The organism is Bacteroides sp. AF20-13LB, assembly GCF_003603065.1.
In the GTDB taxonomy this organism is placed as follows: domain Bacteria; phylum Bacteroidota; class Bacteroidia; order Bacteroidales; family Bacteroidaceae; genus Bacteroides; species Bacteroides uniformis.
Map to the genome: position 1 here is coordinate 37,009 of NZ_QTMH01000008.1, position 14,933 is coordinate 51,941.

Below are 14,933 nucleotides of genomic sequence, written 5' to 3' on the forward strand. Positions count from 1 at the left end.
GATTCTTTTGCTTGCAGTATGCTTTTTTATCACTCTGCTTTCGAGCTTTTAATGATAGTGGAATAGGTTTTTATGGTATTTTAATTACTTTTGCATGAGGATTCTCAGAAAGTATTGCCTTTAACTAATCGGAAAGCCGGATGAAAAATATAATCATATTCTTGTGTCTTTGTACCATCTGTATGTGCCGCCTTCATGCTGCAGACAGCAGCCGGGCGGATTCTTTACTGCTGAAACTGGACCAGGCGATAAAGGAGCGTCCCATATACATGGAGCAGAAAGAGCTGAAACTGGTGGAACTGAAAAGACTGTTGCATCGGCAGATACCGGATGAAGAACGTTTTGCCATTCTTGGCACATTGCTGGATGAGTACCGTTCGTTCAATACGGATTCTGCATTGCACATGGCCGAGGAAAGGGAACAGATAGCCATACGTCTTGGAAACCGGGAATACATAGACAATGCCCGCATGAATAAAGCAGATGTTTTGGGAATGACCGGTATGTATAAGGAAGTTATGGATTTGATGCGGAATATCCATATAGACCGGTTACCGGTGGATATCCATCCATATTATTACCATATCTACCGTACGGTCTATGGCCTTATGGCCGATTATGCCGTGACGGCATATGAAAAGAAGCTTTATACGGAGCTTACGGACAAATATCGTGATTCGTTGCTGTTGGTCAATAAAGATAATCTTCTGATACATACCTTGATTCAGTCCGACCAGTATAATGTACGCAATGAATATGACAAGGCCATCCGTTTGCTGACGGATTATCTGGCGCTGCAGAAGGACTATGAACACGACGTTGCGATTTGTGCCTATACTTTATCAGAGTCTTACCGGCTGAAAGGGGACAAAGAGAAGGAAAAGGAATACCTGATTGTTTCTGCTATGGCGGATATGAAAACCGCTGTCCGTGAATATATCTCTTTACGCAAGCTCGCCGTACTGCTTTACCAGGAAGGAGACATCGAGCGTGCCTATTCTTATGTAAAGATATGTATGGAAGATGCAGCCGCCTGCAATGCCCGGTTGCGCAAGCTGGAGATTCTGGAAATCTTTCCTATCATTAATGATGCTTACCAGCAAAAGACGGAGAAGCAGCAGGAGCAGATGAAATGGGCACTGGTATCTATCAGCCTGCTTTCACTTTTTCTGTTGCTTGCCATATTTTATGTATACAAGCAGATGAAGAAAGTGGCTGCCGCCCGCAGGGAAGTGATTGACGCCAACAAACGGTTGAAGGAGCTGAATGATGAGCTTCACCTTTCCAATGCACAACTCAAGGAGGCCAACCACAGCATTGCCGAAAACTCCTATCTGAAGGAGGAGTATATCGGCCGTTATATGGACCAGTGCTCGGTCTATTTGGAAAAGATGGACAATTACCGCCGGTCGCTGGGAAAGATTGCCGCTACCGGAAATGTGGAGGAACTCTACAAGAACATCAAGTCTTCTAAATTCATAGAGGGGGAATTAAAGGAATTCTATACCAACTTTGATAATACCTTCCTGCAGCTGTTTCCTACTTTTGTAGAAGACTTCAATGCCCTGCTTGCCGATGATGAGCAAATATCCTTGAAAGCCGGCGAACGGATGAATACAGAGTTGCGCATCTTTGCATTGATACGTTTGGGCATTACTGACAGCGTGAAGATAGCCCAGTTCCTTCGGTATTCTGTTACCACCATTTATAACTATCGTACGAAGGTTCGCAACAAGGCTGCCGGTGACCGCGACTTGTTGGAACAGGAAGTGATGACAATTGGCAAGTCGAAGAACTGAGAATAGGGGTTTTGAAGCTTGGAAGTGTCTCTTTTACGCTTATATTTTCACTACTTTTTTAGTTGGGTAATAATTTTATATATTATTGGTATATAGTGGTTTAAGTCTTTTTGAATGATGTAAACCACTACTTTTTTACTCTTTCCTCCACTATTGGCTTCTCTTATCTGATACATTTGCATTGTTCCTCTTCGGAAAGAGTGACACATGTGATTTATGTTTTTATTATTAACTTTAAATTCTTATATTATGCAAAAGTACAAAATGCCAATCAGCAGGCTACGGATGATGGTTTGTCTGATAGGAATGTTACTTCCGATGTGCATGTTCGCACAGCAAATTACAGTACAAGGTGTAGTGAAAGACCAGACCGGTGAAACGGTTATTGGCGCCAGTGTAATGGAAAAAGGAACCACAAATGGGACAATAACCGGTATTGACGGTGATTTCTCTTTGAACATGTCTCCGAACGGTACTCTTGTCGTTTCATTTGTAGGCTATAAGACTCAAGAGGTGCAGGTGAAGGGACAGAAACAGCTTCAGGTAGTTTTGTCTGAGGATGCCGAAATGCTGGATGAAGTGGTGGTGATAGGGTATGGCACCATGAAGAAAAGCGACCTTACAGGAGCAGTGTCCTCCATCGGTAACAAGGATATCAAGGATTCCCCCGTATCCAATTTGGGACAAGCCATCCAGGGAAAAATCTCAGGTGTGCAGATTGTAGATGCCGGTAAACCGGGAGACAATGTATCCATCAAGATTCGTGGTTTGGGTTCTATCAACAACTGCGACCCGCTGGTCGTGATTGACGGAGTGCCTACCGACTTGGGCTTGTCTTCCTTAAATATGGCCGATGTGGAACGTTTGGATGTATTGAAGGATGCTTCGGCCACAGCCATCTACGGTTCCCGGGGAGCTAATGGAGTTGTGATGATTACCACCAAACGCGGTACGGAAGGAAAAGGAAAACTTGCTGTATCTGCCAATTACTCTTTCCAGAATGCTACGAACGTACCTTCTTTATTGAACGCGGCGCAGTATGCCGAGTTGAGTAATGACATGATGGTGAACAGTGGACGCAATCCTAATCCGGAATGGGCCAATCCTTCTGAATTGGGTGCAGGTACCGACTGGATGGATGAATTGCTCCGTACGGGTGTGATGCAGAACTATACGGTAAGTTATTCCGGCGGTAACGAGAAATCCCATTATTATGTGTCCGGTGGTTTTCTGGATCAGTCCGGTATCGTGAAGAGTGTGAATTACCGTCGCTTCACATTCCAGTCCAACAGTGATGCGCAAGTCTTGAAATGGTTGAAGTTCTCCAATAACATTACGTTCAGTGCCGATACGAAGAAGTCGGGCAGCTATAATATAGGTGATGCGCTGAAAGCGCTCCCCATTTATCCGGTGAAGAATGAAGATGGCAGTTGGAGTGGCCCTGATGGTAACTCGGAATGGTATGGCAGCACGCGCAACCCCATTGGACCGACGGAACTGAACAAGAGTCAGACTGATGGATATAACTTCCTGGCCAACCTGACGGCAGAACTTACTTTTACCAAATGGCTTAAGTTTAAAAGTACTTTCGGCTATGATGCCAAATTCTGGTTCATAGACAACTTTACCCCCAAGTATAACTGGAAACCCACTCCCACAGAGGAGACTTCACGTTATAAGAGCGATAACAAGTCGTTCACTTATTTGTGGGACAACTATTTCCTATTCGACCATACTTTTGCAGAAAAACATCGTGTGGGATTGATGGCCGGTATGTCTGCCCAATGGAACACCAACGACTACCTGAATGCGCAGAAGAATGTGTTTATGTTCGACAATGTGCACGAAATGGATAATGGCGAGGAAATGTATGCCATCGGTGGAAACGAGACAGAGTGGGCATTGCTCTCTTACATGGCACGTGTCAACTACTCTTACGAAGACCGCTATTTGCTGACTGCAACCATTCGTCGTGACGGTTCCAGCCGTTTCGGTAAGAAACATCGCTGGGGTACTTTCCCTTCCGTATCTGTGGCATGGCGTGCCTCTCAGGAAAAGTGGTTTCCAAAAAACGACTATATCAATGACCTGAAAGTGCGTGCGGGATACGGTGTGACCGGTAGCCAGGCAAGTGTTGGAAACTACAGCTATCTGGCATCCTACAATACCAGTGTATATCCTTTCGGCATTTCGAGCGGCAATCAGACAGCGCTGGTTTCTTCTACTCTCGCCAACCCGTATATCCATTGGGAAGAGGTGGCACAAACCAACATCGGTTTTGATGCCTCACTGTTCAATTCACGCGTTATGTTCTCGTTCGATGCTTATCTGAAGGAGACGAGAGACATGCTGGTAAAGGCGTCTATCCCCATCACATCGGGATTTGAAGATACTACAACCACGTATACCAATGCCGGAAAAGTACGTAATCAAGGTATTGAAATGAGTCTGCATACCATCAATCTTACCGGTGAACTGGGATGGGAAACGAACCTGACCGCCACTTACAACAAGAATAAAATTAAGGATTTGAACAGCGACGTTCCTTATTACATTAACCAAATCAATAACTCCTATGTAACGATGCTGGCAAAGGACTATCCCATTAATGTCTTCTACGGCTATGTTACGGACGGAATCTTCCAGAACCAGTCTGAAGTGAATACACATGCCGTGCAGCCGGGAGCTGAGCCGGGTGATATCCGTTTCAGGGATTTGAACAACGATGGTGTCATCAATGATAGTGACCGTACCGTCATCGGTAACCCGAACCCAAGTTGGCTGTTCTCCATGAACAATAGCCTTTCCTATAAGGGTTTCGAACTTTCTGTTTTCTTACAAGGTATAGCCGGAAATAAGATATACAATGCCAACAATATCGACAATACCGGTATGGCAGCTGCCTATAACCAGACTACCGACGTACTGAAGCGTTGGCAAGGAGAGGGGACCAGCAATTCGATGCCGCGTGCCGTGTTCGGCGACCCCAATCAGAATACACGCGTGTCAGACCGCTTTGTGGAGAATGGTTCTTATCTGCGTTTGAAGAATATCACACTCTCATACACTTTCCCGAAGCAGTGGTTACAGAAAACCCAGATTGAAAATGCACGCCTTTCCCTATCTTGTGAGAATGTGGCTACCATCACCGGATATTCCGGTTTCGACCCTGAAGTGGGTATTAACGGAATAGACCAGAACCGTTACCCCATTTCCCGTACGTTCAGCTTAGGATTAAACTTTAACTTTTAATGATTGACTCGGATATGAAAAAGATAACAAATTTACTATATATGCTGGCAGTATTGCTGCTGGCTTCCTGCAGCGACTTTCTGGACAAGTCTCCTAAAAATACGGTTGACCCGGAAACGACGGTGACCGATGATGTGGCCATTGCTCTGACCAATGCCTGCTATCGCACCCTTCAGTCTTCCAATATGTACAACCAGCGTATCTGGACACTGGATATTGTGGCGGGTAACAGTTTGGTGGGTGCCGGTGGCGGTACCGACGGCCTTGAAACGATACAAGCTTCTAACTTCATAACGCAGAGCGACAATGGCATGGCATTGTACATGTGGCGTTCTCCCTGGGTGGGGATAGGACAATGCAACATTGTGTTGAATAGTCTTCTGGAGGCTGAAGCCGTGTCAGAGAGAATCAAGAACCGCTGTCTGGGAGAGGCTTATTTTCTCCGTGCACATTATTACTATGTATTGGTACGTCTGTACGGTGGTGTTCCACTGCGTTTGGCTCCTTATAATCCGGGAGAACCGACAGACATTGCACGCGCTACAGTCGAAGAGACTTATGCCCAGATAATTTCCGATTGTAAGAATGCGGTTGACCTGCTTCCTGCCAAGTCTTCTTACGACGACGAGAACGTGGGACGTGCCTGCAAAGATGCAGCTTTGGCCATGTTGGCAGATATTTATCTGACGCTGGCTCCTAATCATACGGAATATTATCAAGAGGTGTCTGATTTGTGTGATGAGATAACAAATTTGGGGTATGACCTTTCTTCCTGCAAGTATGAGGACAATTTCGATGCATTGGTCAATAACGGGCCGGAATCTTTGTTCGAGGTCCAGTATTCGGGCAATACGGAATATGATTTTTGGGGAAACAATCCGCAGTCTTCCTGGCTTTCTACTTTCATGGGTCCCCGTAATTCGGACTTTGTTGCCGGCAGTTATGGCTGGAACCAGCCTACAAAAGAATTTGTGGGTCAATATGAGAGCGGTGACAAACGTAAGGATTTGACCGTGCTTTATGCCGGATGTCCGGATTTTGACGGTAAGGCTTACAAAAGCTCTTATTCCAATACGGGATACAATGTACGCAAGTTTCTGGTGTCGAAAACGGTTTCTCCGGAATACAATACCAATCCTGCCAACTTCGTGATTTATCGTTATGCGGACGTCCTGCTGAAGAAGGCCGAAGCTTTGAATGAAATGGGACGCCCTGACCAGGCTGCCGTGCCTTTGAATATTGTACGTAAGCGTGCCGGACTGCCGGAGGTTTCGGGCTTGTCACAGGAAACCATGCGTGAAAAGATTATCCATGAGCGCCGCATGGAACTAGCTTTCGAAGGGCATCGCTGGTTCGACATGATTCGTGTCAACAATGGAGAGTATGCCATTAAATTCCTGCATTCCATTGGAAAGAGCAACGTGAACAAGAACCGCTTGCTGTTCCCTATTCCGCAGACGGAGATGGATGCTAATACCTTAATGGTGCAGAACCCGGGTTATTAATTAATTTAATCAGAAGAATATGAAGAAATATATTTCACACCTTGTATTTGCCTTACTGGGCTGTGCAGCCTTATCTGCTTGTGTAGATGATGATTACATGGAATTGGATAAAGGACAGAATGAACTTGTACTGACGGCCAGCAAGACGGAAGTTGTTTTGAATGAGCAGGCACATGCCGATGATGCCCTGGAGCTTTCCTGGACTACGGGAACCAATTATGGGACGGGTAATAAAATTTCCTATACGCTGGAATTGACCAAGACCGGCAGTGATTTTGCAGATTCTTATGTAGCTGTGGAGAATGCCGTACAAGAATACTCATGGAAAAAGAGCGTGGAGGAATTGAATGACATCCTGCGCAACCATTTTGGGGCAACTGCCGGGGAGAACATTTCGTTGGAAGCGCGCTTGACAGCTACTGTAACAGAACGGGACGAAAAACAGGTGTCTACCACTGCTTTCAGTGTTACAGCCTATAAACCGCTCACATCCACCCTTTATCTGATAGGTAGTGCCACTCCGGGCGGCTGGAGTGCCGATGATGCGACAGAGATGACCCGCAAGGACAATGGTATCTTTACATGGACGGGCCGGCTTGTGGCCGGTGAATTTAAGTTCATCACGACCTTAGGCTTATTCCTGCCCTCTTACAACAAAGGAACAGATGGATTGCTGGTTCTTCGTAGCAGTGATGACCAGCCGGATGAACCTTTTGTTGTCGAAGAAGACCATAATTACATCGTCGAAGCCAATCTGTTTACCGGTGTTCTTACATTGACCCAGACAGAGACGTTGGCACCTGCCTACGACCAGCTTTATTTTGTGGGTAACGCTACGGATTGGGGATTCGTGAAGATGAAACAAGATGTGCTCGATCCATACTTGTTCCGCTTCGGCAAGTTCTTTGAAGTGGGCAAAGGAGGGGAATTCAAGTTCGGAACCTCCGATGGAAGTTGGGAGAACATGTATAAGGCCAAGAATGCCGATGCTGCTTATACCGATACAGAAGTGGTGTTTGTGAAAGGGTTCGACCCGGACAATAAATGGGTGCTGAAAGATGGGGAATGCGGCAAGGCCTACAAGATTTGCATGGATATCCGTAGTGGTAAGGAACGCATGATGATGAGCGAATTTACTCCGTATGAGATGATTTATATGGTAGGTGATGCTACTCCGGCCGGTTGGACGATTGGTGATGCTACGCCGATGCAGACAACGGATAATCCGTATGTGTTTACTTGGAAAGGTACGCTGAATGCCGGTGAGTTGAAATTTACTTGTGATAAGCAGGAAGATTGGAATGGAGCCTGGTTCATGCCGGCTGTAGCAGACAAACAGCCTGCAGGAGAAACAGAACCGATGCTTTTCCTTGATAAATCAGACGAAGCGTTCAAAGCGCAATATCTGGACGTGATGGTAGGCGGCATCGACCAGAAGTGGAAGATTACGACAGCAGGTTCCTATTTGATTACTTTGAATCAGCTGGAAGAGACAATTTCAATCGTGAAACAATAGGTATCTACAATAGATGAAGAAGATAGTTTATACAACACTGGTAGCCTTGCTGCTGGTTGCATGCAGCAAGGAGAGTGATGATACCGGCAGCGGTACCGGTGGAGGCGGAGAGAGTGGAGGGGTTACGGAAGTAACCCCAGTCACCTCGGACTTGACGGTCAACCTCACTACCGACAAGGCATGTTACCGGCCGGGCGAGAGTGTTTCTTTTACAGCTGACGCCCTTCCTGCCGGAGCTAAAATCCGCTACCGGACAATGGACAAGGTTGTATCGGAGCAGGCTGCTGCCGGTACTACTTGGACTTGGACTGCTCCGGCAACCGATTATACCGGTTATCTAGTGGATGTGTACCGTACGAAAGAGAATGGAACAGAGGTTATTCTTGGTACTATTGCCGTAGATGTATCCAGTGACTGGACACGTTTTCCACGTTATGGTTTCGTTGCCACTTTTGATGCTTCGAAAAAGGTGGATGGAGTGATAGAGAAGGAGATGGCTTTCCTGAACCGTTGCCACATTAACGGAGTACAGTTTCAGGATTGGCACAACAAGCATCATTGGCCGTTGGGCGGTACGCGTGAGCATCTGGACGAGGTCTATAAGGACATTGCCAACCGGGAGGTCTATACCGAGGTAGTGGAGAAGTATATCTCTACACAACACAGCCTGGGCATGAAGTCCATGTTTTACAATCTATGTTTCGGAGCTTTGGACGATGCCGTTTCCGACGGGGTAAAGGAAGAATGGTACATATTCAAGAACACGGGACGCATGGATAAGGATTCGCATGACTTGCCCTCCAGTTGGAAAAGTAATATCTTCCTGCTCAATCCCGCCAATACGGAATGGCAGGCATATATTGCCCAGAAAAACGATGATGTTTATGCCAATCTGGACTTTGACGGTTATCAGATAGACCAACTGGGAAACCGGGGTGACCGCTATGACTATGATGGCAATAAGGTAAATCTGCCTAAGGGATATGCCTCGTTCATCGAAGCCATGAAACAGAAGCATCCGGACAAGCGTTTGGTGATGAATGCCGTCTCCAGCTATGGAGCTTCCCAGATAGCTGGTACGGGTAAAGTGGATTTCCTTTATAATGAAGTATGGGGCGATGAGGCAGGCTTCAAGGATCTGCACACCATTATCAAAGCGAACGACCAGTATGGCAACCATGCCTTGAAAACGGTGTTTGCCGCATATATGAACTATGACAAGGCAGGTAGCAGTACCGGTGAGTTCAATACACCGGGTGTGCTGCTGACGGATGCTGTGATATTTGCTTTGGGAGGCTCTCATTTGGAATTGGGTGACCACATGCTATGCCGCGAGTACTTTCCAAGCACGGCTTTGCAGATGAACGATGTACTGAAAACAGCCATGATTCGTTATTATGACTTTATGACGGCTTATCAGAACCTGCTTCGTGATAAAGATACGGAGGCGGAGATTTCCGTTTCTCTGAACTGTACGGATGCTGCGCGGAATCTTTCTCTGAATGCATGGCCGCCGCAGAAGTCTGCCATCACTGTATATGCCAAGAATGTAAATGGCAGGCAAGTCATTCATCTGCTCAACTTCCTCAATGCGGATAACTTAAGCTGGAGGGATTTGAACGGAACAATGCCCGAACCGCGTCTGGTGTCCGACGTGCCGTTGAAGATGAATGTTTCCGGTAAAGTGAACAAGATATGGGTTGCATCGCCCGATTTCCATGCCGGTGCTTCGCAGGAACTGTCATTCGAACAGAAGGACGGCACGGTTACCTTTACCTTGCCCTTGCTGAAGTACTGGAGCATGCTTGTGATGGAATAAGAATATCCAATAAAGGAACAAACAGATTATGGTAATGAAGAAATATATATTTTTATTTTTTGCCGTCTGTGCATTTTCAGTATATGCGAATGCACAGAACCGCACCGGAGACTGCACTTCTTATACCAGTGACGACCGCAGTGTGACCTTCTATTTAAATGACAGTTCTGCCATACAATTACGTCTGTGTAGTCAGTCTACGGTACGTATATGGTTTTCTCCCGACGGTAGTTTCCAGCGGAATAATCCTTCCTTTGCCGTCGTCAATGAGGACCTGGAGGATGTCGGTACCGTCCATGTGGACGAACAGAATGCCTGCTACGAGATTTTTACCCCTAAACTCCGTATCCGGGTAAACAAGTCTCCGTTTAACTTACAGATATTCGACAAGTATCAGAAACTGCTGTTCAGTGATTATGCCGATAAGGGGCATATCAGTAACGGGCAGCGCAAATTGGAATACAAGACCCTCCGTCGTGACGAACACTTCTTCGGCTTGGGAGAAAAGACCGGCAAGCTGGACCGTCGCGGCGAAGCCTACAAGATGTGGAACAGTGACAAGCCTTGTTATAGTGCCGTTGAGGACCCGCTCTACAAGAGTATTCCGTTCTTTATGAGCAGTTATCGTTATGGTATTTTCCTGGACAATACGTATAAAACCGAATTTAAGTTTGGTACGGAAAGCCGCGATTACTACAGTTTCGAGGCTCCTGGGGGAGAGATGATTTATTATTTCATCTTCGGGAAGGATTATAAGGAAATCATGAAACAATATGTCGACCTAACGGGAAAACCCATAATGCCTCCTAAATGGGCATTGGGCTTTGCACAATGCCGGGGACTGCTGACGAGCGAGAAATTGTCTTATGAAATAGCTGAAGGCTATCGTAAGCGTGGAATTCCTTGTGATGTTATTTACCAGGACATAGGCTGGACACAGTATTTGCAGGATTTTGAATGGCGGAAAGGGAACTACGAGAATCCGAAAAAGATGCTTGCAGACCTCAAGGATATGGGCTTCAAGGTGGTGGTTTCGCAAGATCCGGTCATTTCACAAGCCAATAAGCGGCAATGGGAGGAAGCCGATAGGTTAGGGTATCTGGTAAAGGACTCCACCAACGGCAGGAGTTATGACATGCCCTGGCCCTGGGGTGGTAATTGTGGAGTAGTGGACTTCACCCTTCCTGCTGTGGCAGACTGGTGGGGAGCTTATCAGCAGAAGCCCATTGATGATGGCATTGCCGGTTTCTGGACTGATATGGGTGAACCTGCCTGGAGCAATGAGGAGCAGACGGAACGCCTGGTGATGAAACACCATTTGGGCATGCATGATGAGATTCACAATGTTTATGGTCTTACGTGGGATAAGGTGGTGAAGGAGCAGTTTGAGAAACGGAATCCTAACCGTCGCGTATTTCAGATGACACGTGCCGCTTTTGCGGGCTTGCAACGCTATACCTTCGGCTGGACCGGTGACTGTGGAAACGGTGATGACGTGACGCAGGGCTGGGGACAGATGGCCAATCAGATTCCGGTACTGTTGTCTGCCGGTTTGGGAATTATTCCTTTTACTACTTGTGACATTACCGGTTATTGCGGAGATATAGAGAATTATCCTGCGATGGCTGAACTTTATACGCGGTGGATACAGATGGGCGCTTTCAATCCCCTGAGCCGCATTCATCATGAGGGCAACGTGGCTGTGGAGCCGTGGCTGTTCGGCGAAGAGGCCGAGAAGAATGCCAAGGCAGCCATCGAATTGAAGTATCGTCTTTTGCCTTATATCTATACGTATGCCCGCGAAGCACACGAAACGGGGTTGCCTCTCATGCGACCGATGTTTCTGGAATATCCGGCAGATATGGAAACGTTCTCAACGGATGCCCAGTTCATGTTTGGCAGCGAACTGCTGGTTGCTCCGGTGGTAAAGAAAGGAGCGCGAAACAAGAATGTGTATCTTCCTGAAGGAACTTGGATTGACTACAACAACAAACACACAGCATATAGCGGTGAGCAATGGATGACGGTGGATGCTCCCCTCAATACTATTCCTATGTTTGTAAAGCAGGGAAGTATCATACCTCAAATGCCGGTCATGAACTATACGGATGAGAAACCGGTCTATCCGGTTACGTTTGAGATATTTCCTGCTGCAGCGGGCAGTGAAACTACCTTCTCGCTTTATGAAGATGCAGGAACTGATTTAGGATATTTGCGTGGAGAGTTCATGCGCACTCCTATTACTTGCCAGACTACCGACAAAGGCTATACGCTGAAAGTAGGTACACGGACCGGTGAGAAATATAGCTTACCCGGCCAACGAAACCTGATGTTCTGCATCTATACGGAACAGATGCCGAGAACAGCTTTGCTGGACGGTCAGAAAATCAAGAAAACGAATGTCGGAAAGCTGGAAGAAAATCGGGAGACAGAGTTTACGATAACTGCCTGGTGTCCCGACAAGAAGCAGGGGACCTGCCTGCTGAGGTTGCCGGATGATGGAAAGGAACATATCATTGAGTTTATCTATTAACACAAAAAACATATCATTATTATGAAGAAATTTGTACTTAGCGCGGCTTTGCTTTTTTCTGCCCTGGCGGGGAATGCTGAAGGCATTTCATCCCCTTCGGGCATGGTGAAGCTGGATTTTGAACTGACAAAAGACGGGAGACCAGCCTATCAGGTGGATTATAAAGGGGCTCCTGTCATCAATCCCAGTACGTTGGGATTGGAACTGAAAGGAGCTACCAGCCTGATGGATGGTTTCAAAGTAGTAAAGACTTCTACTTCCACTTTCGATGAAACCTGGCAACCGGTGTGGGGGGAAACAAAAGATATCCGCAACCACTACAACGAATTGCTGGTAGAACTTGAACAACCGTCTACCACTCGTTTTATGAATATCCGTTTTCGGGTATATGATGACGGCGTGGGATTCCGTTATGAGTTTCCGCAACAGAAGAATCTGGTTTATTTTGTGATAAAGGAAGAGCATTCCCGGTTTGCCATGACCGGCGACCATACTGCCTGGTGGATTCCGGGAGATTATGATACCCAGGAATATGATTACACGGAGTCCAAACTCTCTGAAATCCGTGGACTGCTGCAGGGAGCTGTGAGTGACAATGCGTCACAAACTGTCTTTTCGCCGACGGGTGTCCAGACTTCCATACAGCTTAAAACAGCTGATGGAGTGTACCTTAACCTGCACGAGGCAGCCTTGGTAGACTACTCTTGCATGCATCTCAACCTGGATGACAAGAACCTCGTTTTTGAATCCTGGCTGACCCCGGATGCCCAAGGAAATAAAGGGTATATGCAGTCTCCCTGCCATACTCCCTGGCGTACGGTCATAGTCAGTGATGATGCCCGCGAGATACTGGCCTCCAATTTGATTCTCAATCTGAATGAGCCTTGCAAGTATGATGATACCTCCTGGATTAAGCCGGTGAAATATGTCGGCGTATGGTGGGAAATGATTGCAGGGGGAAAGCCCTGGGCATATACTTTTGACCTCCCTTCTGTGAAACTGGATGATACGGACTATTCCAAGATGAAACCGAACGGCATTCATCCGGCCAACACGGCTAATGTGAAGAAGTACATAGACTTTGCTGCCGAACACGGTTTTGACCAGGTATTGGTGGAGGGTTGGAATACGGGTTGGGAAGACTGGTTCGGTAATTCCAAGGATTATGTTTTCGATTTCGTGACTCCTTATCCCGATTTTGACATCAAGTATCTGAATGAATATGCTCATTCCAAGGGTGTCCGTCTGATGATGCACCATGAAACATCGGCTTCCGTCCGTAACTATGAGCGGCACATGGAAGCTGCCTACCGTCTGATGAATAAATATGGATATAATTCGGTAAAGAGTGGCTACGTAGGCAATATGATTCCCCGTGGCGAGCATCACTATGGACAATGGATGAACAACCATTACCTATACGCCGTGACCGAAGCTGCCAAACACAAGATAATGGTCAATGCCCATGAAGCGGTACGTCCGACTGGTTTATGCCGTACCTATCCCAATCTGATAGGCAATGAATCTGCCCGAGGCACGGAGTACGAGGCTTTTGCCGGTAACAAGCCCTTCCACACAACGGTACTTCCGTTTACCCGTTTGCAGGGTGGTCCGATGGACTATACGCCCGGTATCTTTGAAATGGACATCAATAAGTTGAATCCGAACAGCCATACGCATGCCAATACTACCTTGGCGCGTCAGCTGGCACTTTATGTCACTATGTACAGCCCTCTACAAATGGCTGCCGACCTTCCTGAGAATTATGAGCGTTTCATGGATGCTTTCCAGTTCATCAAAGATGTGGCTGTGGATTGGGACGACAGCCGCTATCTGGAAGCTGAGCCGGGACGTTACATCACTGTTGCCCGTAAGGCAAAAGGTACGAATGACTGGTTTATCGGTTGCACCAGCAGTGAGCACGGACATGCTTCAACTCTGAAACTGGACTTCCTGGATGCAGACAAGCAGTATATTGCAACCGTCTATGCCGATGCAAAAGATGCCGATTATAAGACAAATCCGCAAGCTTATGTTATCCGTGAAGGTATCGTTTCTCCCAAAACGGTCTTGAAACTGAAAGCTGCTTCCGGTGGCGGCTATGCCATCAGCATCATGGAGGTGAAAGATAAATCTGTATTGAAGGGACTGAAGAGGCTTTCCGGGAATATCTGATTTACGGGCATAAAAAAAGGAGTACCGCTGTACTCCAACCTTTGTTAACCTTAAATCTAATACTATGAAAAACACATTGCAAAGATACGGACTTTTGATAAATCTGCAAATTATCCAACTAAAAAAGTATGTTTTATAACACTTATTAGCCGTTTATTCCTTTGCTTCTATTTTTGTTAACAAAAAGGATGCGAATGTGTCAAAAGCACATGAAGACTTTTATAATGTTATAATATTAGGCGCGGATTACGCGGAATAATGCGGATTCAATAAACTAAATCCGTGAAATCTGCGTCATCCGCGCCTAAAATAAAGCGTTAAAGAAGGTTTTGAC

Annotated in this window: 7 protein-coding genes; all 7 read left to right on the plus strand. The window is 46.5% G+C overall.

Features of this window, described 5'->3' with window-relative positions; translation table 11 throughout:
* Window positions 1–140: 140 nt before the first annotated feature.
* The 7 genes from DWX62_RS10600 (at window position 141) to DWX62_RS10630 (ending at window position 14,599) form a co-directional block, all read left to right on the plus strand.
* Window positions 141–1,799, plus strand: a complete 1,659-nt coding sequence (locus tag DWX62_RS10600; RefSeq protein WP_016273864.1) for a DUF6377 domain-containing protein — start codon at window positions 141–143, stop codon at window positions 1,797–1,799.
* A 249-nt stretch (window positions 1,800–2,048) separates the two neighbouring features.
* The gene (locus DWX62_RS10605; protein WP_118936675.1) at window positions 2,049–5,051 is read left to right on the plus strand and encodes a TonB-dependent receptor; all 3,003 of its coding nucleotides are present in this window, start codon (window positions 2,049–2,051) and stop codon (window positions 5,049–5,051) included.
* Between the two features lie 14 nt (window positions 5,052–5,065).
* A complete protein-coding gene (locus tag DWX62_RS10610) occupies window positions 5,066–6,556 on the plus strand; it encodes a RagB/SusD family nutrient uptake outer membrane protein (RefSeq protein ID WP_158589290.1) in 1,491 nt (496 codons plus the stop codon).
* 19 nt (window positions 6,557–6,575) lie between these two features.
* Window positions 6,576–8,072 carry a SusF/SusE family outer membrane protein gene (locus tag DWX62_RS10615; protein ID WP_009038354.1) on the plus strand — a complete coding sequence of 499 codons (1,497 nt, stop codon included), beginning with the start codon at window positions 6,576–6,578 and terminating at the stop codon, window positions 8,070–8,072.
* A gap of 13 nt (window positions 8,073–8,085) precedes the next feature.
* A complete protein-coding gene (locus DWX62_RS10620) occupies window positions 8,086–9,891 on the plus strand; it encodes a glycoside hydrolase family 66 protein (RefSeq protein ID WP_009038355.1) in 1,806 nt (601 codons plus the stop codon).
* A gap of 34 nt (window positions 9,892–9,925) precedes the next feature.
* On the plus strand, window positions 9,926–12,424 hold the full coding sequence (locus DWX62_RS10625; RefSeq protein WP_120172840.1) for a TIM-barrel domain-containing protein: 2,499 nt from the start codon (window positions 9,926–9,928) through the stop codon (window positions 12,422–12,424).
* Window positions 12,425–12,445: 21 nt separating this feature from the next.
* Window positions 12,446–14,599 (plus strand): glycoside hydrolase family 97 protein, encoded by a 2,154-nt coding sequence (locus DWX62_RS10630; RefSeq protein ID WP_120172824.1) that lies wholly within the window; start codon window positions 12,446–12,448, stop codon window positions 14,597–14,599.
* Window positions 14,600–14,933: the final 334 nt, after the last annotated feature.